Annotated in this window: 23 protein-coding genes and 1 tRNA gene; 12 read left to right on the top strand and 12 right to left on the bottom strand. The window is 64.8% G+C overall.

The features are described from left to right. Window positions 1-188: 188 nt before the first annotated feature. The 5 genes from rplI to KHO41_RS03955 form a co-directional block, all read right to left on the bottom strand. The gene (rplI, locus tag KHO41_RS03975; protein ID WP_211952008.1) at window positions 189-641 is read right to left on the bottom strand and encodes a 50S ribosomal protein L9; all 453 of its coding nucleotides are present in this window, start codon (window positions 639-641) and stop codon (window positions 189-191) included. Window positions 642-677: 36 nt separating this feature from the next. Beyond that, window positions 678-956 carry a 30S ribosomal protein S18 gene (gene rpsR / locus KHO41_RS03970; protein ID WP_011298166.1) on the bottom strand — a complete coding sequence of 93 codons (279 nt, stop codon included), beginning with the start codon at window positions 954-956 and terminating at the stop codon, window positions 678-680. Between the two features lie 3 nt (window positions 957-959). Then, on the bottom strand, window positions 960-1,259 hold the full coding sequence (gene priB, locus KHO41_RS03965; RefSeq protein WP_011298167.1) for a primosomal replication protein N: 300 nt from the start codon (window positions 1,257-1,259) through the stop codon (window positions 960-962). A 77-nt stretch (window positions 1,260-1,336) separates the two neighbouring features. Beyond that, window positions 1,337-1,711, bottom strand: a complete 375-nt coding sequence (gene rpsF, locus KHO41_RS03960) for a 30S ribosomal protein S6 (RefSeq protein WP_211945285.1) — start codon at window positions 1,709-1,711, stop codon at window positions 1,337-1,339. A 101-nt stretch (window positions 1,712-1,812) separates the two neighbouring features. Next, complete coding sequence (locus KHO41_RS03955; RefSeq protein WP_211952007.1) at window positions 1,813-2,811, bottom strand: asparaginase; 999 nt, start codon at window positions 2,809-2,811, stop codon at window positions 1,813-1,815. Window positions 2,812-3,022: 211 nt separating this feature from the next. On the opposite strand from KHO41_RS03955, the gene lexA reads away from it, so the two are divergent. The 7 genes from lexA (at window position 3,023) to KHO41_RS03920 (ending at window position 13,700) form a co-directional block, all read left to right on the top strand. Continuing rightward, window positions 3,023-3,679: a transcriptional repressor LexA gene (lexA, locus tag KHO41_RS03950; protein WP_211952006.1), complete on the top strand. Its 657-nt coding sequence runs from the start codon at window positions 3,023-3,025 to the stop codon at window positions 3,677-3,679. Window positions 3,680-3,805: 126 nt separating this feature from the next. After that, window positions 3,806-3,979 (top strand): hypothetical protein, encoded by a 174-nt coding sequence (locus KHO41_RS03945; RefSeq protein WP_211952005.1) that lies wholly within the window; start codon window positions 3,806-3,808, stop codon window positions 3,977-3,979. A 316-nt stretch (window positions 3,980-4,295) separates the two neighbouring features. Next, window positions 4,296-5,108, top strand: a complete 813-nt coding sequence (locus KHO41_RS03940; protein WP_211952004.1) for a hypothetical protein — start codon at window positions 4,296-4,298, stop codon at window positions 5,106-5,108. A 21-nt stretch (window positions 5,109-5,129) separates the two neighbouring features. Further along, a complete protein-coding gene (locus tag KHO41_RS03935) occupies window positions 5,130-7,184 on the top strand; it encodes a CHAT domain-containing protein (protein WP_211952003.1) in 2,055 nt (684 codons plus the stop codon). 1 nt (window position 7,185) lies between these two features. After that, a complete protein-coding gene (locus tag KHO41_RS03930; protein ID WP_211952002.1) occupies window positions 7,186-10,896 on the top strand; it encodes an nSTAND1 domain-containing NTPase in 3,711 nt (1,236 codons plus the stop codon). A 27-nt stretch (window positions 10,897-10,923) separates the two neighbouring features. Continuing rightward, on the top strand, window positions 10,924-12,270 hold the full coding sequence (locus KHO41_RS03925) for a hypothetical protein (protein ID WP_211952001.1): 1,347 nt from the start codon (window positions 10,924-10,926) through the stop codon (window positions 12,268-12,270). After that, the gene (locus KHO41_RS03920; protein ID WP_211952000.1) at window positions 12,267-13,700 is read left to right on the top strand and encodes a C25 family cysteine peptidase; all 1,434 of its coding nucleotides are present in this window, start codon (window positions 12,267-12,269) and stop codon (window positions 13,698-13,700) included. Before KHO41_RS03925 ends, KHO41_RS03920 begins: the two co-directional genes overlap by 4 nt. A gap of 19 nt (window positions 13,701-13,719) precedes the next feature. On the opposite strand, the gene KHO41_RS03915 is transcribed toward KHO41_RS03920, so the two are convergent. Both KHO41_RS03915 and KHO41_RS03910 read right to left on the bottom strand, forming a co-directional pair. Beyond that, window positions 13,720-13,926: a hypothetical protein gene (locus tag KHO41_RS03915; protein WP_244873701.1), complete on the bottom strand. Its 207-nt coding sequence runs from the start codon at window positions 13,924-13,926 to the stop codon at window positions 13,720-13,722. Window positions 13,927-13,994: 68 nt separating this feature from the next. Further along, on the bottom strand, window positions 13,995-14,171 hold the full coding sequence (locus KHO41_RS03910; RefSeq protein ID WP_211951998.1) for a hypothetical protein: 177 nt from the start codon (window positions 14,169-14,171) through the stop codon (window positions 13,995-13,997). Between the two features lie 199 nt (window positions 14,172-14,370). Here KHO41_RS03910 and KHO41_RS03905 point away from each other — a divergent pair, with 199 nt between their 5' ends. Both KHO41_RS03905 and KHO41_RS03900 read left to right on the top strand, forming a co-directional pair. Then, on the top strand, window positions 14,371-14,664 hold the full coding sequence (locus KHO41_RS03905) for a hypothetical protein (RefSeq protein WP_211951997.1): 294 nt from the start codon (window positions 14,371-14,373) through the stop codon (window positions 14,662-14,664). 103 nt (window positions 14,665-14,767) lie between these two features. Next, window positions 14,768-14,843, top strand: a tRNA-His gene (locus KHO41_RS03900). 913 nt (window positions 14,844-15,756) lie between these two features. On the opposite strand, the gene dusA is transcribed toward KHO41_RS03900, so the two are convergent. The 4 genes from dusA to KHO41_RS03880 all read right to left on the bottom strand — a co-directional run bounded on the left by dusA (window position 15,757) and on the right by KHO41_RS03880 (window position 20,404). Then, a complete protein-coding gene (gene dusA / locus KHO41_RS03895) occupies window positions 15,757-16,782 on the bottom strand; it encodes a tRNA dihydrouridine(20/20a) synthase DusA (RefSeq protein WP_211952137.1) in 1,026 nt (341 codons plus the stop codon). Between the two features lie 180 nt (window positions 16,783-16,962). Beyond that, the gene (locus KHO41_RS03890; protein WP_211951996.1) at window positions 16,963-17,526 is read right to left on the bottom strand and encodes an NADPH-dependent FMN reductase; all 564 of its coding nucleotides are present in this window, start codon (window positions 17,524-17,526) and stop codon (window positions 16,963-16,965) included. A gap of 128 nt (window positions 17,527-17,654) precedes the next feature. Beyond that, complete coding sequence (locus KHO41_RS03885) at window positions 17,655-18,737, bottom strand: enoyl-CoA hydratase/isomerase family protein (protein WP_211951995.1); 1,083 nt, start codon at window positions 18,735-18,737, stop codon at window positions 17,655-17,657. Window positions 18,738-18,838: 101 nt separating this feature from the next. Then, window positions 18,839-20,404: a methyl-accepting chemotaxis protein gene (locus tag KHO41_RS03880; RefSeq protein WP_211951994.1), complete on the bottom strand. Its 1,566-nt coding sequence runs from the start codon at window positions 20,402-20,404 to the stop codon at window positions 18,839-18,841. A 185-nt stretch (window positions 20,405-20,589) separates the two neighbouring features. On the opposite strand from KHO41_RS03880, the gene KHO41_RS03875 reads away from it, so the two are divergent. Further along, the gene (locus KHO41_RS03875; RefSeq protein WP_211951993.1) at window positions 20,590-21,432 is read left to right on the top strand and encodes a sterol desaturase family protein; all 843 of its coding nucleotides are present in this window, start codon (window positions 20,590-20,592) and stop codon (window positions 21,430-21,432) included. A 63-nt stretch (window positions 21,433-21,495) separates the two neighbouring features. On the opposite strand, the gene typA is transcribed toward KHO41_RS03875, so the two are convergent. Then, window positions 21,496-23,316 (bottom strand): translational GTPase TypA, encoded by a 1,821-nt coding sequence (gene typA, locus KHO41_RS03870; RefSeq protein WP_211951992.1) that lies wholly within the window; start codon window positions 23,314-23,316, stop codon window positions 21,496-21,498. Between the two features lie 190 nt (window positions 23,317-23,506). Between typA and KHO41_RS03865 the strand changes: the two genes are divergently transcribed. Then, window positions 23,507-23,983: a MarR family winged helix-turn-helix transcriptional regulator gene (locus KHO41_RS03865; RefSeq protein ID WP_211952136.1), complete on the top strand. Its 477-nt coding sequence runs from the start codon at window positions 23,507-23,509 to the stop codon at window positions 23,981-23,983. 81 nt (window positions 23,984-24,064) lie between these two features. Next, window positions 24,065-25,609 carry an efflux transporter outer membrane subunit gene (locus KHO41_RS03860; RefSeq protein WP_211951991.1) on the top strand — a complete coding sequence of 515 codons (1,545 nt, stop codon included), beginning with the start codon at window positions 24,065-24,067 and terminating at the stop codon, window positions 25,607-25,609. Window positions 25,610-25,627 lie beyond the last annotated feature (18 nt).

The following is a 25,627-nucleotide window of genomic DNA, read 5'->3' as shown; positions in this document are numbered from 1 at the left end:
CGGGCGGACGCTACCCGCCTGACAAATGAGCGGCAACAACTCGGCATCAGGCCTTGACACCAGAACGTGTGCAGCGAAAACGGAGGTCATACCGCGGCATGGATGCCGCAGACAAAGAAAAAGGCAGGAGCCATGCTCCTGCCTTTCTGGTTGCGCTTGCCGGACAGGCCGGCCAGGCAAGGTCTTGCTTAGACTTGCTCGCCAGCGACGGCGACGGTCACGTCGACCACCACGTCGGTGTGCAGGGCAACGCTGACCGGGTGCTCACCCACCGTCTTCAGCGGGCCGTTCGGCAGGCGAACCTGAGCCTTCTCGACCTTGAAGCCTTGGGTGCCCAGGGCAATGGCGATGTCGGCGTTGGTCACGGAACCGAACAGGCGGCCGTCCACACCCGACTTCTGGCTGATTTGAACGGTCTGACCGTTCAGCTTCTCGCCTTCCGCTTGCGCAGCGGCCAGCTTCTCGGCAGCAGCCTTTTCCAGCTCGGCGCGCTTCACCTCGAACTCTTGAATCGCGGTTTGCGTGGCGCGGCGGGCCTTCTTGCTCGGGATCAGGAAGTTACGGGCGTAACCATCCTTCACCTTGACGATGTCACCCAGGTTGCCCAGGTTGATCACTTTTTCCAGCAGAATAATTTGCATCGTGTTCTCTCCTTTACGGACCTATGGCCTGGACTATCAGTTCTTGTGCAGGTCGGTGTACGGCATCAGCGCCAGGAAGCGGGCGCGCTTGATGGCCGTATCCAGCTGACGCTGATAGTGAGCCTTGGTACCGGTCAGGCGAGCCGGCGTGATCTTGCCGTTGTCGCCGATGAAGTCCTTCAGGGTGTCCAGATCCTTGTAGTCGATCTGTTCCACGCCAGCCACGGTGAAGCGGCAGAAGCGCTTGCGCTTGAACAGCGGGTTCTGTTGCTGGAAGCGCTTCTTATTCTTGTTGTCACGTTTGATGAATGCCATGATTCAATCCTTTACGAATGCTTTGCATCCGGTGATGTGAAAGACGAGGGCCTTGCTGTTGCGGTGCTTGCGGGTCAGGAATCCTTCGCAGTCGAGCAGCGTGCCGAGCGGTAACCGCTCCAGGCGCTGGCCAACCGGCCCGATCCCCATCGCTGCAATGGCAAACTCGACCTGCCTCGGCGTATCCGCCTCGACCGCCTCGCCGCTGTACTGCAAGATGCAGTTCACGACGGGCACGCCGGCCGGGGTATACCTGAGAGCATCGCGTTCCGCCAAGGTGGCGGCTAGCCGAAGCTGGTTCAACGCGCGGCCCCTTGCAGTGTGTTGCCCATGCCGCCGTGGTCAGCTTTGCCAGCCACGACAGGCACCGCAGTCCGCATTCAGGCGGCCTGGCCTTCGGTGGTCGTTTGCGCGGCCTTGCGGGCTTCTTCGCGCTGCACTTCCTTCATCATCGGCGAAGGAGCGGTTTCAGCCTTCTTGGTCTGAACGATCAGATGACGCAGCACGGCGTCATTGAACTTGAAGGCGTGCTCCAGTTCAGCCAGGGTTTCCTTGCCGCACTCGATGTTGACGCAAACGTAGTGAGCCTTGGCCAGCTTCTGGATCATGTAAGCCATCTGGCGACGGCCCCAGTCTTCCACGCGGTGAATCTGGCCGCCTTGCGACGTCACGAGCGACTTGTAGCGCTCGATCATGGCCGGGACTTGTTCGCTCTGGTCCGGATGGACGATGAAGACGATTTCGTAATGACGCATTGACGCTCCTTTTGGATGAGCCACCCGGGCGTCACGTCCGGTGCGGCAAGGTTGAATAGCCTTAAATTATAGCCCGGCTATTGACAAACGCGCAACCGCTGTCACGAAGAGGCAAACAGCCCTTGCAGGCGCTCCGGGTCGGAAGCGAGCCCCGGATCCTGCGCCAGGGCCAGCAACAGCAGGACCCTGGCCTTATAGGGATTGAGATCGGCGGCGGACACGAATGTCCCACAAACGGGATCCACAACCGGCGGAATCGCCACATGACCCGCCCCGGTACGCGAACTGCGAACCACCGCAACCCCGGCCGCCACGGCATCCCTGAGCGCGGCCACGAGCGTCTCGTGTACCGAGCCGTTGCCCGCCGCCGCTATGACGAGCCCGCGCACACCAGCGCCGACGAGCGCATCCACCACTATGCGGCCCGGTTGCGCATAGCTGGCGATGATCTCCACATCGGGCCAATGCTGCGGCACCGGTAATGGCGCCATGCCGGACCGTACCGGCGCACGGGCAATGCGCACCAGCTCGTCCTGCACAAAGCCAAGCGGCCCGCATGGTACGGATACGAAAGCATCCACTGCGGAGGTATGCGCCTTGACCACGTCGCGCGCCGCGTGGATCTGCTGGTTCAGCACGACCAGCACGCCCTTGCCGCATGCATCGGGATGGGCCGCAACCCGGACCGCGTCGAGCAGGTTCAGCGGACCATCGGCGGACAGCGAGGTCGACGGCCGCATCGCCGCGGTCAGCACCACCGGCACCGGACAAGCCTGCGTCAGCTGCAGGAACATGGCGGTTTCTTCGAGCGTGTCGGTGCCGTGCGTAATGACAATGCCCGCGACATCCGGCTGGACCGACCAGTACTGCACGCGCGCCGCCAGCGTCGACCACAGAGAGAACACCATATCCTTGCTGTCGACCTGCGCCACCTGCTCGGCCTCGACCCTGGCCACCGATTGCAGCGCCGGCACGGCAGCCAGCAGCGTCGTCACGGGCACCGTTGCGGCCTGATAGCGCGCACTGCTCGCCGGATTGGCGGAAGCGCCGGCAATGGTGCCGCCGGTAGCCAGGATGACGACGCGAGGAAGCTGGGACATGGATCGTGACATGGGCCGGACACGAGAAAGTAAAGGTTCGCCGATTCTACCTGCGGCATGCCGGCAAACCCGAAGTCGAGCAGACGGCTCTGAAATTCTGCTTGCGCTTGTGCCGATACTGTATAAAATCACAGGCATACTGTTTAAACATACAGTGCCCGCCTGGCTGGCAGCCGTATTGCACCGGGGCACTCATCAAGGAAGCGCTTCCATGGCGACCCTGACACCCCGGCAGCAGCAGATTTTCGACCTGATCCGCAACACGATCCGCAATACGGGCTTCCCGCCCACGCGCGCCGAGATTGCTGCCGAGTTCGGCTTCTCATCGCCCAATGCCGCGGAAGAGCATCTGCGGGCGCTGGCACGCAAGGGCGTGATCGAACTGACGCCGGGCGCGTCGCGCGGCATCCGCCTGAAGGTGGCGCGCAGCGATTCCGAGATGCCCGACCAGTTCTCGCTGCCGGTGTCCGGCATCATGCAGCTCACGCTGCCGCTGGTTGGCCGTGTCGCTGCGGGCAGCCCCATCCTCGCCGCCGAGCATATCGACCGCCAGTACCAGGTTGACGCCTCGGTCTTCGACGAACGCCCCGACTACCTGCTGCGCGTGCGCGGCCTGAGCATGCGCGACGCCGGTATCCTTGACGGCGACCTGCTCGCCGTACGCAAGGCCAGTGAAGCGCCCAACGGCAAGATCGTCGTGGCCCGGCTTGGCGATGACGTGACCGTCAAGCGCTTGCAGCGCCGCGGCGGTGCCATCGAACTGATCGCCGAAAACCCGGACTTTCCGAACATCATGGTCACGCCCGGGCGCGAAGAATTTTCGCTGGAAGGTATCGCCGTCGGGCTGATCCGCTCCTCGGGCTTCTGACCTGCGCGGCCAGCTGAGCGCTGGTCGCCGCCCTTTCCCTTTGCTGTGCCGATGCCGCCCGCCAGACGGGTGTTGACCCCGCTTTTGCCGCTTTTTGCCGCTTTTGCCAAATCGAGAGGTGTAGCCATGCCGCAAACCAACCACATTGCAGCCGCCCGTCAACCGGTCAAGCCGGTGCCGTTCCGGCAATCGAAAGGCGTTCGCATCTACCAGGGCGCGCAGCGCCGCACCATGGTCGGCAGCATGGCGGACATCTGCCGGATGCTGGAACTGGCCGAGCCGCCGAAGCTCCTGGCCTGATCCTTCCGAACAGGCATGAGGGCGCCGCAGCCCTCATTGATGGCAGATTGATCGAGAATTGCATATTCTGCATATCTCATCTTCATTTGTTTTGTCCGCGGCACCTTTCCATCAGAGGTGTCACCTTCTAGCCTTCAGATAGCAGGCACAGCGCGCCACGGCGCCGTCGCAGAACGGCCCGACTGCAGCATGGCGCGCCATCGGAGGGAACCGGCTCGCGCACAAAGCCGCCGGCCGCCAGCTTTGCGTTTGCCGGGGCATTTGCGAACGCCCGCGGCGCTGTCGGCGCCGTCAGCGAATCCGCATGGGAGGCATCATGGCCACCATTGCGCTAACGGACGCCTTGCGCCAGGACTATGCGTCGCTGTTCAACAGCTGCGTCATCAACGCCGCACGCGCGGCAGACGTCGACGGGCTAGTCAGGGCGCTGGAACGCAACCGGCCCCGCTATGAGACAGCGGGCACCCTCTCTGGCGTGCCCTGGCACTTCATCGCCGTGATCCACAACATGGAGTCCGGCCAGCGGTTTGATTGCCATCTCCACAATGGCGACCCGCTGGGCGCCCGCACCACGCATGTGCCCACCGGCCGCCCGCGCGCCAGTTCGCCGCCATTCAGCTGGGAAGACAGTGCAGCCGATGCGCTGGCCCTCAAGGGACTTGGCGCGGCCACCGACTGGAGCCTGGCCGGCATGCTGTTCCAGGTGGAGCGGTACAACGGCTTCGGCTACCGCTCCTACCATCCGCAGGTTTCGACGCCTTACCTCTGGAGCTTTTCCAATCACTACATCCGCGGCAAATACGTGGCCGATGGCACGTGGTCCGACACAGCCGTGTCGCGCCAGTGCGGCGCCGCAGTGCTGCTGCGGCGCATGGCCGAGACCGGCGCGATCGGCTTCACGGATCAGCCAGCGCATGCCGAGGCGGACGCGCCGCTGGTCGTTCACTATGCCGCGCGCAAGCCCACCGATCCCACCGTCATCGCGCAGGCCGACGCGCTGCAGCGCTGGCTCAATACGTACCCAGGAATCTTCGTCAGACTGGACGGCTATCCGGGCAAGCGTACCTCTGCAGCCTACCGCGCCGTTACCGGGCACTACCTGCCAGGCGACCCGCGAACCTCGGCATAGGCCGCCCTGCCCTGACCGCCCATGCCACGCAACTACTCCGAACTGGAAATCGTGATCGGCACCGATGCCGCGGGCGGATATGAAGCCGAGGCCAGGCATCGCGTGCCCGAAGGCGACGTCATCACGCCGCGCGTAACGCTACAGCTCGCCCCCGATGACCCCGCCCTGCGCGATGCCGACCCACAGGTGTGCGGCCGCGCGCTGGCCGCGAGCCTGTTCGGCGCACCGCCGCTGCGCGATGCTTTCGTCGTCGCGCAGGCATCGGCCAATGAGCGCCGCCTGGACCTGCGCGTGCGCCTGCGCATCGACGTCGATGCGCAGGAACTGCACGCGCTGCCCTGGGAAACGCTCTACGACCCCACCGGCGAGCACGCGCTGTTCATCACCCAGCGCTGCTTCTTCTCACGCTACCTGTTTGCGCGCGAGATGCGCCTGCCGCGGCTGCGCGCGAAGAGCGATGTCAGCGCGCTCGTGGTCGTAGCGAACCCGAGTGGGCTCGGCGCCGAACTCAAACCGATCGACGCAACTGGCGAAGCCGCGCGCGCCGTCGCCGCACTCGCGCCGATTCCGGCTACGACGCTGGCCGAGCCGGGCCACGCCACGATCGATCGCATCTTCGCGGCGCTGCAGGATGGCGCCGACGTGTTCTGCCTGATCTGCCATGGCGCACTCGTGGACGACCAGCCCATGCTTTGGCTGGAACACGCCGACGGCAGCCGCGACCTGGTCAGCGGCAGCGTGCTCGTGAACCGCATCGGGACGCTCGAGCGCCCGCCGAGCCTGGTGGTGCTGTGCTCGTGTCAAAGCGCCGGAGCTGGCGCCGCGCGCAGCGCCAGCACGCTGATGGCTCTGGGCCCGCTGCTCGCGCAGGCCGGTGTGCCGGCAGTGCTGGCCATGCAGGGCAATGTCGGCATGGCCACCATGGATGCATTCCTGCCGCTCTTCTTTGCCGAGCTGCGCGAGCACGGCGAAGTCGATCGCGCCGCCGGCGTGGCGCGCGCAGCGGTCAGCGAGTACCCGGACTGGTGGATGCCTGCGGTATTCACGCGGCTGGACAGCGGCCGCATCTTCTATCCACCCGGCTTCGCGCCCGACGAGGGCGATGGCGGCGACGCATGGCGCGCCGTCATCGAGAACATCCGCCACGGCGAGACCACGCCGATCCTCGGCCCCGCGATGAGCGAAACCGTGTTCGGTTCACGGCTGCAGCTCGCGCAAATGTGGGCCGAGGCCTACCACTTCCCGATGGCCCCGCACGAGCGCGACGAGCTGCCACAGGTCGCCCAGTACCTGGCGGTTTCGCAGCAGGGAGTATTCCCGCGGCGGCTGTTCTTCAAGTTCGCCTACCAGCATATCGTGCAGCAGTACCGCGAGTTGCTGCCACCCGAGTTGCTCGCGCTGAAGAACGAGGACATCATCGCGCAGCTCGGCGACGTGGTCAGCGCCGTTGGCCGCGCGCAGCGCGACCGCGAGCCGCAGAGTCCGTATCGCACCATGGCGCGCCTGAAGCTGCCGGTCTACCTGAGCACCGACCCCAGCGACCTGCTTCCCGATGCGCTGCGCGAAAACGGCGCCGATCCGAGCGTGCGGCTATGCCGCTGGAACCGCCAGGCCGAGGCTTGCGACGATGCGCTCGCCGAGGGCCGCAAGCGCGCCGCACCGACCGCGCAGGCGCCGATGGTGCTCAAGCTCTTCGGCGACCTGCGCGAGCCCGGCTCGCTGGTGCTTACCGAAGACCAGTACTTCGATTACCTCACCAGCGTCTCGGTCAACCGCAATGCGATCCCGCTCGCGGTGCGCGCAAGGTTGAACGACAGCGCCCTGCTCTTCGTCGGCTTCGACGTGCAGTCGTGGGAATTCCGCATCCTGTTCCGCAGCATCCTGAACCTCGAAGGTGCCGACCTGCGCCAGGAATATCAGCACCTGTCGGCGCAGCTCGATCCGAACAGCATCGTCGACCCGGTCAGTGCACGCCGATACCTGGAGCGCTATTTCCAGGACAAGGCCAGGCTCAAGTTGTACTGGGGCGATGTCGGTATGTTCACCGCCGAGCTGCAGCAGCGCATGGAGCCATGACATGGCGGACGCCCACGCCGGCCCCTATATCGGCCCGAGTCCACTCGACGAAACCGACCCCATCTTCGGCCGCGACGCCGAGATCGAAGAGTTGCGCGACCGCCTGATCGCCGACCGCATCGTGCTGCTGTACTCGCCGTCGGGTGCGGGCAAGACCTCGCTGATCGAAGCCGGCCTGCGTCCGCGGCTGGCTGATCGCTTCGACGTGCTGCCCACCGCGCGCGTGAGCGCACCGTATGGCGGTGCCAACCGTTATGTCACGAGCGTGCTGCATTGCTGGGCCACGCGCACGGGCGTAAAGCCGCGTGCGGACGACACGCTGCTGTCGTGCGTGTCCCGCATGCAGGATCAGGCCAGCAACACCAAGCCGCGACGGCTCATGATCGTGCTCGACCAGTTCGAGGAGATCTTCACGCTCGACAGCGACGACATCGCGCAGAAGCACGAGTTTTTCGCGCAACTCGGTGACGTGCTCGAGCATGGCGCCAGCCCGGTCTGGGCGCTGGTATCGATGCGCGAGGAATATTTCTCGTGGCTCGACGCCTATCGCGATCTCGTGCCGACGCGGCTCACCAACACCATGCGCATCGACTTGCTGACGCGCGAGCAGGCACTGGAAGCGTTGACCGGGCCGGCAAAAGCCGTGGGCGTGGATTTCCGTGAAGACGCCGCGGAACGCCTGGTGCATGACCTCGCGCAGATCCGCACGCGCGACGCAAATGGCCAGGCCGTCATGCGCGAGGGCCGCTTTGTCGAACCGGTCCAGTTGCAAGTCGTCGGCCTGAGCCTGTGGCGGCAATGCTTTGGCGAAGCCGGCACGCCGCCCGCCGGCGCGGTCATTACGCTCGATCAGGTGCAACGGCTCGACACGGGTGCCGCGCTGGCCTCGTACTGCAACCTCGCCCTGGATGCCGCGGCGCCGACCCGCGCGCGCCAGCGCGTGGTGCGCGAATGGATCGAAAGCCGGCTGATCACCGCTGCGAATATGCGCGCACAGGCCACGCTCGACGCCGGTGTACGCGCGTCGCCCACCGCGGCGGAACTTGGCGTACTGCAGCAATATCACCTCGTACGCGCGCAGAGCCGGCAGGACGCGCAGTGGTACGAACTCACGCACGACCGCCTGACCGAGCCGCTACGCGCCAGCAACGCCCAATGGCGCACGCAGTTCCTGCCGCACTGGAAGCAGCTTGCGCGGGCGTGGGCGCTGTCCGGCGAGAACCCGGGCGTATTCGGCAAGCTCACGTCCACCGAAGAACTCGACGACACCCTGCTCGAGCCGGAAGACATGCACAGCGAAGCCGAGAACCGCTTCCTGGCGGCATACCGGCGCCACCGCGAATCCCGCGCACGCTCGCGCAAATGGCGCATATTGGGCTATGCGCTGGGCACGGTCACGCTGCTGTTCCTGATCGGCTTTGTGTTGTCGGCGTGGCAACTGCGGTCAACCAAGCAGGATCTTGCGCGCCAGAACGCGCTGTTTTCGCTGCTCAATTCACGTCCGGCGCCCGACGCGGCATTGCTCGCCGCCGTGGAAGGCACGCGCGGACAACACGGGCACGATCGCCCCGACAATGCGTTCGATTTCCGCCGCCCGCTGCTCGGCACGCTGCATCGGGCACGCCATATCGACGCCTACCTGGCCCGCGCCGACGGCCGCATGATCGAAGTCCAGGCCGATGCCACGCACCGCGTGACAGCGCGCCTCGAAAGCGGGCACTGGGCCATCGAGATTGCCGAACTGGCACCCGGCGGACGCCGCGCCAGTCTCGACGAGGCACAACTGCGCAACCAGCATCCGCAAGGCGTGCGCGCGTTCGTGCTGGCCGGTGCCGGGACGCTGGCCACCGGCGGGCAGGACGGCAGCGTGGCGCTGTGGAGCATCGCACAGCCCGGCCGGGCAACGCGGCTGGCACTGCCGCGCGGCAGCCGCCCCGCCGCCGGCTGGGGCCCGGTATCCGCGCTGGCCAGTGACGGCCGGCGGCTGATCGCCGGCTTCGAAGGCGGGCGCGTGGTCATGTGGGACCTGGCCCGTGCGGGCGGCAACTGGCAGCAGCCCGTCGCCACCGGCCGCGCGCATGCCATGCGGATCACCGGCCTGGCGCTGTTCGACAGCGGTCGCCAACTCGCCACGGTATCGCGCGATGGCAAGGCAAGGCTCTGGCGCCTGCCGGAGGGCGCCGCGCCTGGGCCATTGCTGCTGACCGACCCATCTCAGGAGCTGACTTCGCCGCCCGGCAACACCGACTGGTTTTCCGGCTACCACAGTGTCGCCGTGAGCCCTGATGGCAGCCTTGTCGTGGCCGGTACGCGCAGCGGCCGCATCGATGTCTGGCGCGCCGCGGATGGCGGGCGCTGGCCGCGTCCGTTGTCCGGCCATGACGATGCCGTCGTCCGGCTTGTATTCACAGGCGACCGGCAACTGCTTTCCGGCGGATGGGACGGCCGCGTCATCAAATGGCAGCTCGACCCGGAGGGCATGCAGGTCGTGCGCAACGAACTGATCGACTTGCCCGCGCAGATCACCGGGCTCGCACCGGGCGGACACCAGCAATTGCTGGTCTCGACCGAACAAGGCGAACTGCTGCAGATGCGCGTGGATACGCCGCGCAATCCGATCGCGCGCATCGTGGCGCGCAAGCAGGACAGCGCCCCGCCGCAATTGCTGGCCCTTGCCGGCAGCACCCCTTCACAGGCTGCGGCCAGCGATAGCCAGGGCTTGACGATGCTGCAGGCAGAGGGCGCACAGCCCGCCGTGCGCCGCCTGCCCGGTCAGTTCCAGGCGCCCGTCACCGCGCTGGCATGGTCGCGCGCGGCACAGCGCCTGGCGCTGGCAGATGCCAGCGGCAATGTGTGGATGGTCGGTACCGACGGCACAGGCCTGCCGCTGCCGGACGTCAGGGCCGGCACGCAGGCCCGCCTCGCGCTCAGCGCAGGCGCCGATTTGCTCGCGATACGTTCCGGCGATCCCGGCAGTGGCCGCAGCCTGCAGATGTGGCGCCTGCCGGCCGCCAGCAAACCCGGCGCAACAACGCCGTGCCAGATACCACTGCCGGACGATCTCGCGCGCGCCACCAATGCCGTGTTCCGCCCCGGCGGCAGTGAGCTTGCCGTGTCCGACGACGACCGCCTCAGCCTGTGGCACATCGAGGCTTCCGCGCCAGATTGCGCTGGCGCGCGGGCCACGTTGGTGCGCCAGTTCCAGGATCTGCCGCGTGGCCAGATCACGAGCCTCGCTTTCGACCACCAGGGCAATGCGCTGGTCGCAGGCAATTACCTTGGCAAGGTGTACCGGCTTGCGATCGGACCACAGGCATCCACGGATCCCGCCAAGGCATCGGTCGCGCCCGTATTGCTCAAGCAAGATGCATCGGGCGTCATCACCTCGCTTGCCGTCCCGGATGCGCCGTTTGTCGTCGCCGGCGACGACCACGGCAACCTGTTCCTGCTCGACAGCCATGCCGACCGGCCGCTGCCGATTCCGCAGGCGCTGTACCACGATCCGCGCCAGCCTGTCGCCCAGCTTTCCGTCAGCGACGACGGGCGCTGGCTCTACGCCGCGGGCACTGAAGTCGCTGCCGTCTGGGACCTCGACCTCGACGCATGGCGCCGGCAAGCCTGCGCCATTGTGGGTGGCGGCTTCACGGCGCAGCAGAAGGCCGACTACTTCAAGGACGACACGCGGCAGCCGGATGCGTGCGAGACCCGCTGAGCCCGGCGCAAACACCAGGAGTCCGCCATGCCATTCCAGACCATCACCGCCACCGGCACCACGTACGCGCTGATCGCGCTGGACGCCGACGGTACCGAGCGCAACGACGACCCCGACGCGGGAGGCGGCATGCCGGGCCGCCTGTCCGACCGCCTGCTCGCGCAATGGCGCAATGGCCCGGCTCCGACCGACGTCTTCCTGTGGAGCCACGGCTGGCAGGGCGACCTCCCGGCCGCACGCAGCCAGTATGACCGCTGGATCGGCGCGTTCAGCAGTTGCGCAGTGGACGAGCAGGAAATGCAAACGGCGCGGCCCGGCTTTGCGCTGGCCCATATCGGCGTGCACTGGCCAAGCCTGCCTTGGGGTGACGAAGAACTGGGCGATAGCGCGAGCTTTGCCGCTCCCGCGCACGCAGGCAAGGACGCCATGATCGACGCCTATGCGCAGCGCCTTGGCGACACGCCGGAAATCCGCGCAGCGCTGGCCGTCATCGTGGAAGCGGCGCGCACCGGGGCCGACGCCGCACGGTTGCCGCCGGAAGTGCGGCAGGCCTACCTGCAACTCGACCAGGCACTCGCGCTTGGCGCAAAAGGCGTGGATGGCGATGCCAGTGCCGACCGCCTGCCGTTCAACCCCGATGCGTCGTTCGCCGAAGCGAGCCAGTTGAGCGCGGCGTTTGGCGCGCCTTCGCTTGGCGGCATCCTCGCACCGCTGCGCCAGCTCTCGTTCTGGACCATGAAGAAGCGCGCGCAGACCGTCGGCGAGCAAGGCGTACATCCGCTCATCAATCGCTTGCTGGACGCTCTGCCCGACGCCCGCGTGCACCTGATGGGGCACAGCTTCGGCTGCATCGTCATGTCGGCGGCACTGGGCGGCCCCGGCGGTACCGCGGCGCTGCGCCGGCCGGTGGATTCCTGCGTGCTCGTGCAGGGCGCGATGTCGCTGTGGGCCTATGCACCGTCGATTCCGATACGCCCCGACTCCGCAGGGTATTGCCACCGACTGCTGGCGGACGGCAAGCTGCGAGGCCCGCTGGTCACCACGCGCTCGCGGCATGACACCGCGGTGTGCGAGCTTTATCCCTGGGCCGCCGGTGTCGCAGGGCAGGTCGCGTTCGACGCTGCGCAAACCTATCCCACCTTCGGCGCGATCGGCGCATTCGGCATCCAGGGCGTGGAAACCGCGGCCGACACCGCGATGCTCGATATCGACGGACGCTACACCATGCCCGGCGCACGCGTGCTGAACGTCGAAGCGAGCGACTATATCTGCCACAAATCGGGCGTTTCGGGCGCGCACAACGACATCAGCGGGCCGCAGGTCGCGCACCTGATCTGGCAGGCCGCTCAGGCAAGCGCCACGGAGGCACCATGAGCGAAACGTCGCTGCCCATCGCGCTGGGGGTACACGCGGACACCGGACAACCGCTGGCCGATCTCGACGAAGCAGGCATCGAGGCGTTCTGCACGCGCGAGCAGGCTGGCCGCCGCGCGCCGGAGCGTGCCGCAGAAAAGGCGCGCCAGATCGATACCTATGCCGTCATGGGCGATGTCGACGCCGACAATCTCGCGGAAGCCGGCTGGGGCTTGCTGTTCGCCGCAGACACCGATCCGGCACCTTACCTTGACGCCCTCTCGCCATTGATCGAAAAGCGGCGTTCGGAAGCGGGCGAGGTCAAGATCTTTCACGGCCCGGACGGCTGCCTGCCCGGCGACACCGCCACGACCTGGCTGGCCCGGCACAAGGTGTCGCTGAACGTCGTCGACCCTGCGCTCGGTGTGCCGTATTACCTCGTTCTGATTGGGCCGCCTGACGGGATATCGTTCGCTTTCCAGTACACGCTTGACCTCTACTGGGCGGTCGGCAGGTTGGATTTCGCTGAACTCGAAGACTACCGGCGCTACGCCGACAGCATCGTTGCCTACGAAAGCGCGCCGGCCGTGCCGTCGCGCCGCAACGTCGCCCTCTTCGCCACGTGCCACGACTTCGACCGCGCCACGCAGATGCTGACGCGCCAGCTAGCCACGCCACTGGCCATGGGTACCGCGCAAACCAAACCGCTCGGCGAACGGCAAGGCTTTGCCATGCGCGCCTTGCTTGGCGATGCCGCCACCAAGGCAGCGCTGACGGGCCTGCTGCGCGGCGACGGTCCCGACGGCGCGCCGGCCGTGCTGCTGACCGGATCGCATGGCATGTGCGTGCGCGCCGACGACCACCGGATTGCCGATGTACAAGGTGCACTCGTGTGCCAGGACTGGCCTGGCTATGGCGCCATCGATGCGAGCCACTGGTTCGCCGCGAGCGACATCCCCGCCGACGCAAAATGCCATGGCCTGATCCATTTCTGCTTTGCGTGCTTTGGCGCGGGCGCTCCCGATCTGGACAACTTCAGCGCACCCGGCGCCGACAGCCACCGCATCGCGCCCTACCCGTTCACGGCGCGCCTGCCCCAGCGGCTGCTCGCACACCCGCAGGGCGGTGCATTGGCCGTGCTGGGACATGTCGATCGCGCGTGGGCCTACAGCTTCCAGTCCGAACGCGCCGATCCGCAAACCCAGGGCTTTCGCGACGTCGTCGGCAGCCTGCTACGCGGTCAGCGCGTGGGCCAGGCCACTGACCGCTTCAATATTCGCTGGGCGGCGTTGAGTACGGAACTCGCCGATGTACTGCGTGATCGCAGTGCGGGAGCGGCGGTGTCGGAAACCGAGCTCGCCTTGCGCTGGATCGCACGGGACGACGCTCGCAATTACGTAGTGTTGGGCGACCCGGCGGTGCGATTGCGGGTGGCGGATATGGAGCGATAGCGCGCAGGGGAATTCGCGGCTAATCGTTGGCGTCGCCGGAGATATCGTCGATCTCGTGTTTCGCCGCCGCATAGGCCGCGTCGATCGCATCGCCTTCCGATGTCGAAAGCGCTCCGGCGTTATGCCTGTGTCCATGGCCCCGGATGGAAAAGAACCAGTTCCACTGGCCCTCAGCGGCCTTGAGCGCCTGAATCGAGATTTCGCGGCCCTTGTATCGATATTCCATGGCGGTCTCCCGAAAGCCGGTCCATCGTAGCATGAAGCTTCAGATGAACAGAACCGCTCAAAGAGCCTTCAGATCCACTGCGGTTGTGCCGTCTTCTTCTTGCCCAGGATCGCCATCAGAATCAGTCCGAGCGACGGCGTAAAGACCATCGAGAACGCCACCCAGACAGCGCCTGAACGACCCAGAATGTGAGCCAGCAGGCCCACTGCAAAAGAGCAAAGACACCAGAACGCGAGAGCAAACATGATAATGACGCCGTAAGGTTGTTGCGGCTTCAGTATGGGAAATCTGGCTCAGGTCATTTGATATCCCGGGACATTTTCTTGGCATTCCGGGACATATTGGGGAAAGACCTGAGCGCTGGAAAGTGACAGGCGGCGGCAGGCGTTCGAGGTGACGCGTGATAGCATGATTCGCGGCGCGGCACAGCCAATGTGCTGCTCAATGGAACTGCAAGAAACGAGGTGGGCTGTGGGGGACGACCAGGCGCCATTTGGCGTTGTGTTTGAAGACTTCCGGTTGATCTGGGTGGCAGAGCGCCTGCAGGATGGCAAATGGACCGCGCGCTACTGCTGGCAACCTGGCACTACCGAAGCAGCGGACCGGGCGCTGCAAGAGGCCGTCCTCAACGGCAAGTCGCGCCGGCTGCTGGGCCACTACGACACCGAGGCAGAAACCATCGAAGCCATCAAGCAGGCCGTGCTGCTGGAGGCAAGGTGGAGCCCCTCCAAAGGATGAAGACGCTTTCCTAAAAAAAATTGTGCGGGATACTAGCCATACCGGAAAGTTGTTTGTATAATCTTGGTTTTCGTCGATCAGCGCTTCGCTGATGACCTCTACGGTGGCTGTAGCTCAGTTGGTAGAGTCCAGGATTGTGATTCCTGTCGTCGTGGGTTCGAGTCCCATCAGCCACCCCAAGAATATCTCTTTGCAAAACAGCCGCTTTCTCAAGCGGCTGTTTTGTTTTCAGGGTATCCAACGGCTACGCCAGCCCGAAAGCGATATCCGATTCCACCGCATATATGTTCCGCACAGCCCCCACCGATGCAGGGTTCAACGGCTGTCGACGCACACCGATACTCTCTTCCGAGGGAAATTGACCCCCCTCGACCTTCCCGTCAGGCGGCCGACTAAAGCGCCGCCTGTCTTTTTTGGCATCTGCCGGAAAATTCGTATGGAACCCCTTGGCACCGCCACAGCCAAAGTTGCTGTGATGCTTTCAGGAGTTCGGCAGTGAGCAAGGTATTTGGCATGGCAGCAGCAGCCCTGTTGGCAATGGCGCTGACAGGTTGCGCCGGCGGTGGCGCAAGAGATGGCGGGTCTGGGTCGAGCATTACGACCTACGGCACGATTGACGTCGGCGTCAGCCATACGAGCAAATAGCTCACCTGGCGTGGAACTTTATCGTCACAGTACTATCGAAGCATCTTGCTCGACATGAAAGACGCCCCAAAAAAAAGAGCCCGCAGCGCGGACTCTTAACTTTAGCGATCTCAAATGCCCTGAAGGCCGTTGCAATGTAACTGGCAATCGGGACTTGCGCCATTCGGGTAAACCGAAGTCGCCGTCGCGCAACTCCAAAAAAAAAAGCAGCCCGCAAAGCGGGCTGAATAATCAGTTGAAGAAAGCCCTGTATTCGAGGGCAGGCACAGTGTAAGAAACGGCCTGCCTTCAGCTAATTAGGGGAATCCCTTTCCTGGTGCGGGTTTCCGGGCGACGAATCAACACAAGTGCCGCACGCGCTACCCAACCGACCCTAATGCATAAATCCACCATTCGGAATTAGAGTATTTCTTCGACGACTTTTCTGGCGCCACCCGCCCGAATCGCCTATGCGGCTGCGCGATGCTCAGGTTCAAGCGGGTCGTTGGCATGCAGATGCGACCGCGCTTCTGCGAACAGCGCATCCACATCGGCATGCGTGCGGGCTGCCGACATCCGCTTGGAGTCTGACAGGACGCGCCGCCAGCCGCGGCCACCCGCTACACCGCGGTAGAGGCCCAGCATGTGGCGCGTTACGGCACCCATGTAGCCGCCGCGCTCCACCAGTTCGCCGATATAGCGCTGCATGGCTAGCTCCACGTCCAGCCGCGATCGCACCGGCGCCTCTGCGTCGCCGTAGAACCGGCCATCCATCTCCGCCAGCACATAGGGCTGGTGATAGGCCTCCCGGCCGATCATCACGCCGTCGACATTCTCCAGGTGGGTCGCCATTTCGTCATAGCTGACGATGCCGCCGTTGATCAGGATCTCCAGTTGCGGGAAATCCTTCTTCAACTGATAGGCAACTTCATAGCGGAGCGGCGGGATCTCGCGATTTTCCTTCGGGCTCAGCCCCTTCAGGATGGCATTGCGTGCGTGGACGATAAACGTTTCGCAGCCTGCCTGCGCCACGGTGCCGACAAAATCCCGAACAAAATCGTAATGCTCGACCTTATCGATGCCGATGCGATGCTTGACCGTAACCGGAATCGACACGGCATCGCGCATGGCTTTCACGCAGTCGGCCACGAGCTGAGGCTCGGCCATCAGGCAAGCGCCGAAGGCACCACGCTGCACGCGCTCAGATGGGCATCCGCAATTCAGATTGACTTCAGCGTAGCCCCACTGCTGACCAAGGCGAGCGGCCACCGCGAGATCGGCCGGCTCGCTGCCGCCGAGTTGCAGCGCCACCGGGTGCTCGGCGGCGTCGAAATCGAGGTGCCGCGGTACATCTCCATGCAGCAGCGCGCCAGTGGTCACCATCTCCGTGTACAGCCAGGTATGGCGACTGAGTTGGCGATGAAAGGTGCGGCAATGGCGATCGGTCCAGTCCATCATCGGCGCAACCGAGATGCGGCGAGGGCTTAACTTCATGGAGTGATGACTTGTCTGCAGGACGGAGCGCCGACCGGCCAGGCAGTCGCGCCGCGCGTCCATGTGCCGGCCCGGCGGTTCAGCGGGCATCGGCAACGGGTCTATGCGGGAAAGGACAAGAGTATAGGCCACAGCGCCCGATTGCGCTGCGACCCGTGACCCCGCGCGAAGGCAGCTACATCAGCGCGCAGCCGCGTTGCGTTCGATCCAGGCCGCGTACGCGGTCAGGTACTTGCTCAAGAAACCGCGGGTAGATTCGTTCGCGATGCCGCCCTGCTCGTCGAACAGCTTGTCGACGCCGCTGATATAGGCCTCTGGCTGCTGCAGGATCGGCACGTTCAGGAACACCAGCGACTGCCGCAGGTGATGATTCGCCCCAAAGCCACCGATGGCGCCGGGCGAGGCGCTGATCACGCCGCCGGGCTTGCCATCCCAGGCGCTGCTGCCATACGGGCGCGATCCGACGTCGATGGCATTCTTCAATGGCGCCGGCACGGAACGGTTGTATTCGGGCGTGACGAAGAGGACCGAATCGGCACGGCGGATACGGTCGCGAAAGGCGGTCCACTCGGGTGGCGGACTGGCGTCCAGGTCCTGGTTGTACAACTGCAGGTTGCCGATCTCGACGATTTCCAGCTTGAGCGACTGCGGCGCCAGCGCGATGAGCGCCTTGGCCAGCTTCCGGTTGAACGACTCCTTGCGCAGGCTTCCCACCAGTACAGCGACATCACGAGGATTGCTCATCACGACTCCTTCAACTGTGCGGTTCGAGTGAAGCGGAACGGCGCCGGCCGAATGGATGGCCTGTCATGCCTGGCGCCCGATCCAACCTTCACTCTACCCGAGTCCGGAGAGCCGCGTGGCTCACCCCCTTACTTGCCGAGGCTGGCCAGCGGGTGATCTTCCGCACGCCACGGGCTATCGAAGAACGACAGCACTTTCTCGCGGCTCACGTCGTCGACGCGCGCGTCCTGCCAGCGCGGCTTGTGATCCTTGTCGACAGCAAGCGCACGGATGCCTTCCACGCCGTCGCCCTTGCGGAACACGTAATGCATCATGTCGAGTTCCATGCGGAGCTCGTCGTCCAGCGACATGGTGCGCGCACGGCGGATCTGCTCGAGCGATACGTGCAGCATCAGCGGCGAACGGCTGCGCAGCATCGCTGCCGTTTGCGCGGCCCAGTCGCCCGGCGCATCGCTGATCGCGGAGAGAATGTCGACCATGGTGTCGCCGGCAAAGATACGGTCGATCTCTGCCGACAGTCCGGCGAGCTGGCTTTGCGCCGGCACGCACGCATCGCGATGCTGTTGCGTGAACGTGGCAATGTGGTCGAGCACGGCCTGACCGTTGTCGAACGTGCGCGCGCGCAGCGTGCTTGCCACCTCGGCCAGCACATTGGATGGCAGATAGGCATCAGCCAGTCCGGCATACAGCGCGTCGGCTGCAGCGATTACCGTGCCCGTCAGGCCCTGGTATTCGCCGATGCGACCCGGCGTACGCGCCAGGAACCAGCCGCCACCCACATCCGGGAACAGCCCGATATTGGTTTCGGGCATGGCCATCTTGGTGCGGTCCGTGACGAGCCGCAGCCGTGCGCCTTGCGAAATGCCCATGCCGCCGCCCATGACCACGCCGTCCATCAGCGCGATATACGGCTTGGCGTAGCGGTGGATCAGGAAGTTGAGCGCGTATTCCTCGACAAAGAACTGGTCGAGCAGCGGATCGCCTTCATGCGCGGCCTTGTGGAAATAGCGAATGTCGCCACCGGCGCAGAACGCCTTGCCACCGGCGCCCGCCACCACTACAGCCACGACCTCCGGTGCATTGGCCCAGGCCTGCAGTGCCGCGGTCATCGCACGGATCATCTCCAGCGACAGCGCGTTGAGCGCCTGCGGCCGGTTCAGCGTCAGGTAGCCGATGCCACCCTGGACTTCTGTCGTGACGAAGTCAGTCATGATGCTCTCCTACGCAAATGCAAGCCGCGATTCTACGCCCATCATTCGCACAGGAGCGCTGCGTGTGCGGCATCCGCACACGCGTCACACGCCTTGCCTCGTCATGCGAGCCGGAACGTCGACACCAGCGTCATCAGCCGCTGCGCCTGGTCCTGCAGCGATGCTGCCGCAGCAGCGGCCTGCTCCACCAGTGCCGCGTTCTGCTGCGTCATGCCATCCATGTGCGACACCGCGAGATTCACCTGCTCGATGCCGTTGGACTGCTCGTCCGACGCCGAGCTGATATCGCGGATGATCGCACTCACGCGTCGCACGGCATCAACGATGTCCTGCATCGCGCGGCCTGCGTCATCAACAAGACCCGTGCCCTCGCGCACATTGGCCACCGATTTGCCGATCAGCCCTCGGATCTCCTTGGAAGCGCCCGCGCAACGCTGCGCGAGATCGCGCACATCGCCCGCGACGACCGCGAAGCCCCGGCCATGCTCCCCTGCCCGCGCGGCCTCTACTGCTGCATTCAACGCGAGAATGTTGGTCTGGAATGCGATCTTCTCGATCACGTCGATGATGTCGACGATCTTGCCCGAGCTCGCGTCGATCGACTGCATCGTATGCACCACGCGCAGCACCGCTTCGCTGCCGCGCTCGGCGAGCGTCGTCGCGTCGTTGGCGAGGGTCGCCGCTTCGCGCGCGCTGTCGGCGTTCTGGCGTACCGTGCCGGTCAGCTCTTCCATACTCGATGCCGTCTCTTCGAGCGACGCAGCCTGCTGTTCAGTGCGCTGCGACAGATCCGCATTGCCGCTGGCAATCTGCCGGCTGGCCGCCGCGATCGAATCCGCACCGCCGTTGACCTGGCTGACCATGGATACCAGGCTGGCCTGCATGTTCCCGAGCATGCCAAGCATGCGGCTGGTTTCGCTGCGCGCCTTTTCGTCGGCAATGATGCCGGCATCGGTGGCCGCCCCACTGAGATCACCATCTGCAATGCGCCCGAAGCGCGCGATGGCAACGTCCAGCGGCCGCACGATAGAACGGCGCAGACGCCATGCCACGACAGTGCTGAAGGCCAGCCCGGCAACGAGCACCACCGCCGACCACACGAGAAGTTTGTTGTAGCGCTGCTGCGATGCCTCGTACACGCGGCGCGCACTCGCGATCTGCGCGCGGCTCAGTTCGCCGTTGGCCGCGGTCAGCGCTATATCGAGCTTCGGAATAGTTTCCATCACCGACGTCATCACCGCTTCGCGATCGCCGGCCTTCAGCGCCGCAACCATCGGCGCAACGCCTTGCGAGAACAACGCCTCGCGCTTGGCCGAGACATCCTGCGTCAGGTTCGATTCTTCCGTGGAACGCGGCACGGCGAGATAAGCCTTCCATGCGGTCTCCGAATCGCGCGCGAAACCCTGCGCCGTTTCGGCACGCGCGCGCGCATCGGCGGGGTCTTTGGCAAGCGTCGCCTGGTCCAGCAATACGCGGACCAGCAACTGGTTGGAACGCGCCTCCGCGAGGCGCATGGCAGCGGTCAACTGATGCTCGTAGATCTCGTGCGTAGCATCATTGCTGCGCGACATGCCGATCATGCCGAAGGCTCCGACAATCAACAGCAGGAGGTTGGTAACAACAATCAGGAACCACAATCTGGCGCCGATAGTAGTGTTGCGAAACATGGGCTCTCCGGGGTAAAGGGAACGGCCTGACCGACCGTCCTGCTGGTCTACGGCGCGGCCGATCGTTCCTTGACCCCTGCGCCACGACAGACAGAACTGACTTTTTTGCAGCGCCCGCCAACGTGCATGCGGCACCTGGAGGAATCCCTCCTGGTGTTTTCTCGCAGCGCAGGCACACTACGCGCATGCAAACCGAATCGCTCGATCCCGGACTGATCCTGCTCGCGTTCGCGCCGGCATTCCTGCTGACCATCGGCTGGGAAGCGTGGTACTGGTCGCGGCGCGACCGCAGCATCTACAGCCTGCGCGACACCGCGTCGAACGCCGCGCTGGCGCTGATGCATCAGGCGTCGGATGCGTTCTTTCTGTGGCTGATGGTGCGTACCGTCTACACATGGTGCTATGCACACGGACTGCGCGCGGTGCCGGAGACAGCATGGTCTTTCGCCCTGCTCCTGCTGCTGCAGGATTTCCTTTACTACTGGTTCCATCGCGCCAGCCACCGCATCCGGTGGATGTGGGCTTCGCACGTGACGCACCATTCGTCCGAAGGCATGAACTTCTCCACGGCGTTCCGGCAAAGCCTGACGTATCCGCTATCCGGCATGTGGCTGTTCTGGATACCGCTTGCATGGGTCGGCTTCACGCCTGACTGGGTAATCCTTGCCGTCGGACTGAACCTCGCATTCCAGTTCTTCGTGCATACGCGGCTCGGCAGGCGCTGGCCACTGGTCGAAACCGTACTCAACACGCCGTCCGTGCATCGCGTGCACCATGCAAAGAACGATGGATACATCGATCGCAACTATGCGGGCGTGCTGACGATCTGGGACAGGATATTCGGCACGTTCGTGCCCGAGCACGAAGCGCCGGTGTACGGCATCACGCGGCAGTTGCGCACGCACAATCCGCTGACGCTGACGTTCCACGAATGGCGCGACATGTTTGTCGATGCCTGGCGCGACCGTGATGCACGCTATCTGTGGAAGCCGCCCGAATGGCGCAGCCCGCGAGCGCGGGCCCGATGAAGAGCACCATAAAAAAACCGCGCACCAGGCGCGGTTTTTTTATTACTGCGTTGAAGCGCGTTGTTACACGCCTTCGCGGGAGGCACGCTTGCGCTCATGCTCCTTCAGGTGGCGCTTGCGCAGGCGGATGCTCTTGGGCGTGAGCTCGACCAGTTCGTCGTCGGCGATGAATTCCACCGCATACTCGAGCGACATCTGGATCGGCGGCACCAGGCGCACAGCTTCGTCGGTACCCGACGCACGCACGTTGGTCAGCTGCTTGCCCTTGATCGGGTTCACGACCAGATCGTTGTCGCGGCTGTGGATGCCGATGATCATGCCTTCATACAGCGCATCGCCCGGCTTCACGAACATGCGACCGCGATCCTGCAGCTTCCACAGCGCGTAGGCCACGGCATCGCCATCGTCCTGCGAGATCAGCACGCCGTTGTGGCGCTCGCCCAGGCCACCTTCGCGCACCGGTGCGTAGTCGTCGAAGATATGGCTGATCAGGCCGGTACCACGCGTCAGCGTCAGGAACTCGCCCTGGAAACCGATCAGGCCGCGGGCCGGGATGCGGTATTCGAGGCGGGTACGGCCCTTGCCGTCCGATGCCATGTCGAGCAGTTCGCCCTTGCGGCGGCCCAGCTCTTCCATCACGCCGCCCTGGTGGCTGTCTTCGACGTCCACGGTCAGCAGTTCATACGGCTCGTTCTTGACGCCGTCGATTTCCTTGAACACCACGCGCGGACGCGATACGGCCAGTTCGTAGCCTTCGCGACGCATGTTTTCCAGCAGGATGGTCAGGTGCAGTTCGCCGCGACCCGACACTTCGAAAATGGTGTCGTCGCCGGTATCGGCCACGCGCAGCGCAACGTTGGACTTCAGTTCGCGGTCCAGGCGCTCGCGCAGCTGGCGGCTGGTCACGAACTTGCCTTCACGGCCAGCCAGCGGCGAGGTGTTGACGCAGAAGTTCATGGTCAGCGTCGGCTCATCGACCTTCAGCATCGGCAGCGCGTCCTGGGCGTCCGGCGCGCACACCGTGCAGCCGATTCCCAGTTCTTCGATACCGTTGATCAGCACGATGTCGCCGGCTTCCGCTTCGGACACAATCTCGCGCTCCAGGCCCTGGAACTTCAGCACCTGGTTGATGCGGCCCTTGATCGGATTGCCTTCGGGGCCGAACTTGACCACCACGTCTTGCAGCGGGCGGGCGCGGCCACGCGAGATGCGGCCCACGCCGATCTTGCCGACGTAGCTCGAGTAGTCCAGGGAGATGATCTGCAGTTGCAGGGGACCGTCGCGATCGTCGTCACGCACCGGCACCTTGTCCAGCACGGTTTCGAACAGCGGCTTCATGTCGCCGTCGCGCACGTCTTCGGTCAGGCCGGCAAAGCCATTCAGACCCGAGGCGTAGATCACCGGGAAGTCAAGCTGCTCGTCAGTGGCGCCCAGCTTGTCGAACAGGTCGAAGGTCTGGTTGATCACCCAGTCCGGACGCGCGCCCGGGCGGTCGATCTTATTGACCACCACGATCGGCTTCAGACCCAGCGCCAGTGCCTTGCGGGTCACGAAGCGCGTCTGCGGCATCGGGCCTTCGACAGCGTCGACCAGCAGCAGCACGCCGTCGACCATCGACAGCACGCGCTCGACTTCACCGCCGAAGTCGGCGTGGCCCGGGGTGTCGACGATATTGATGTGGGTGCCGTTGTATTCAACAGCACAGTTTTTCGCGAGAATGGTGATCCCGCGTTCCTTTTCCAGGTCGTTCGAGTCCATCACCCGTTCGGCAACCTGCTGGTTGTCGCGGAAGGTGCCTGCCTGGCGCAGGAGTTGATCGACCAGAGTGGTCTTGCCATGATCGACGTGGGCGATGATGGCGATATTACGGATGGCGCGGGTCATTGCAGCGTCTCGCTGTGCGGAAATCTGAGGTAACCCAACATTATAGCATGCTGCGGCGCGGCATGCCTTGCGCCAACTGCGCCGAACACATAAGTAAATTATTTCTAAAACCGAAATACCGAATTTCTATCCTTGCGGATAGTTAAACGCCTACATATATTTGCCATAGCAAAGATTGCAGAGGCAAATGATGTCACCCGGCTATTCCGCCACTTCCACCGACGACCCGTTCGATCCCGCCCGCTATGTGATGGCGGAGAGCGTGGGCTACCTGATTTCGCGCGCCAAGAACACGCTCGCGCACAGTATCGAACAGGAAGTCAGCGAACTCGACATCACACATGCCCAGGCCAGCTGCCTGATCATGTTGTCATCCGGACGCGCCAGCACGGTCACGGACCTGGGCCGCGAACTGAATACCGACATGGGATCCATTACGCGGCTGCTCAGCCGTATGGAAAAGCGGGGACTGATCGAGCGCACGCGCCGTGACGACGACCGCCGCGTTCTCGATGTGACCCTCACGCCGGCGGGCCACGCGCTGGCGGCGCAACTCCCCACCGTGTTCTGCAAGGTCATGGCCCACCATTTCCGCGGCTTCAGCGCGGAAGAGATCGAAACCCTGCGCAGCATGCTGCGGCGTGTGATCTGCAATAACTCCGGCTAGCGTGCCGGCACGCTTTGCGCTTGCGCCACCAACATCGATCCAGATAACAAGCCGGGCTTCCCTCCGCCCAATGCATCAACCATGAACCACGCCCTTTCGACACCTGTTTCCCGCCCGTCGCGTGCCCGCGCCCTGGGCCGCCGCGCCGGCACGCTGGCGCTGACGGTCGTGGCCGCGGCCGTGCTCGCCGGCTGCGCCGCCCTCGGCGACTCGCACAGCACCCAGACCGTGATGGACCCCAGCACGCTGGCCAGCAGCCAGACGCTGCCGTCCGAGCAAGGCCAATGGCCCGGCATGGACTGGATTGACCAGTTCCAGGATCCGCAACTGCACGCGCTGGTCGACGAAGCGGTCAAGGACAATCCCAACCTGCAAGTCGCGTTTGCGCGCGTGGAAGCTTCGCGCGCCATGGCGGACGTGACCCGCAGCGCGCTCTATCCTACTGTCGGCTTCAGCGCGGACATCACGCGCGAAATCTTCTCGCAGACCGACCTGTTCGCGGGCACGCCGCTGGCCGGTCGCTGGTGGAACCAGTCGCACCTGCAGGCCAACCTGTCGTACGAATTCGATTTCTGGGGCAAGAACCGCTCGGCACTCGAAGCAGCGCTCTCGGACGACCGCGCCGCGGAGGCGGAAAGCCAGGCCTCGCGCCTGATCCTGACCACGTCGATCGCCCGGGCCTACGCCCGCCTCGCTGCGCTCTATGCGCAGCGCGACGTGGCCGAGCGTGCCATCACGCAACGCCAGGACCTGACGAGCCTGTCGCAGCAGCGCCTGGCCGCGGGTCTCGACACGCAGGTGGAAACCACCCAGGCACGCGGCACGGTCGCGGCGGCCCGCACCGACCTGCAGCGCATCGACGAAGACATCGCGCTGTCGCGCAACCAGATCGCCGCGCTGCTGGGCAAGGGCCCGGACCGCGGCCTGGCGATCCAGAAGCCGGTCCTGCTCGCGCACGCCACGCCGAAGCTGCCGGATGACCTGACCATCGGCCTGCTCGGCCGCCGACCCGACCTGGTTGCCGCGCGCTGGCGCGTGGAAGCCAGCAGCAAGGAAATCAAGGTTGCCAAGACCGAGTTCCTGCCCAACATCACCCTGACCGGCTTCGCGGGCCTGGCTTCGCTGCGCCCGGAAGACCTGTTCATGGGCATCAGCCGTACGATGGGTTTCGGCCCCGCGCTGCACCTGCCCATCTTCGAGGGCGGCCGGCTGCGCGCCAACCTGAAGGGCAAGTACGCGCGCTATGACATTGCCGTAGCCAGCTACAACCAGACGCTGGTCGATGCTCTCAAGGAAACGGCCGATACGATGACCAGCATCCGCAGCGTCGACAACCAGATCACGACGCAGCGTGAAGCGCTGGACCTGGCCGAACACGCCTACGCGCTCGCCACGACGCGTTACAAAGCGGGTCTTGGCACGCAGCTGACCGTGCTGAACGCCGAGAGCAACGTGCTTCAGCAACGCCGTCTCGCCACCGACCTGCAGGCCCGCCGGCTGGACCTGCAGATGGCCCTGATGAAGGCCCTCGGCGGCGGCTATGAAGAGCCGAAGGAAGGCGGCGAAGGCCATGCCCCCGCCGCCGCAGCGAACCAGACAACCAGCCAGGCCGGCGCACGCGGCTGATCCGCCCGCCCACCACGC

This window comes from Cupriavidus numazuensis (assembly GCF_905397435.1).
Taxonomy (GTDB): domain Bacteria; phylum Pseudomonadota; class Gammaproteobacteria; order Burkholderiales; family Burkholderiaceae; genus Cupriavidus; species Cupriavidus numazuensis.
The sequence above is the reverse complement of the archived record's forward strand: the minus strand, read 5'-3'. Positions and strand labels throughout refer to the sequence as shown.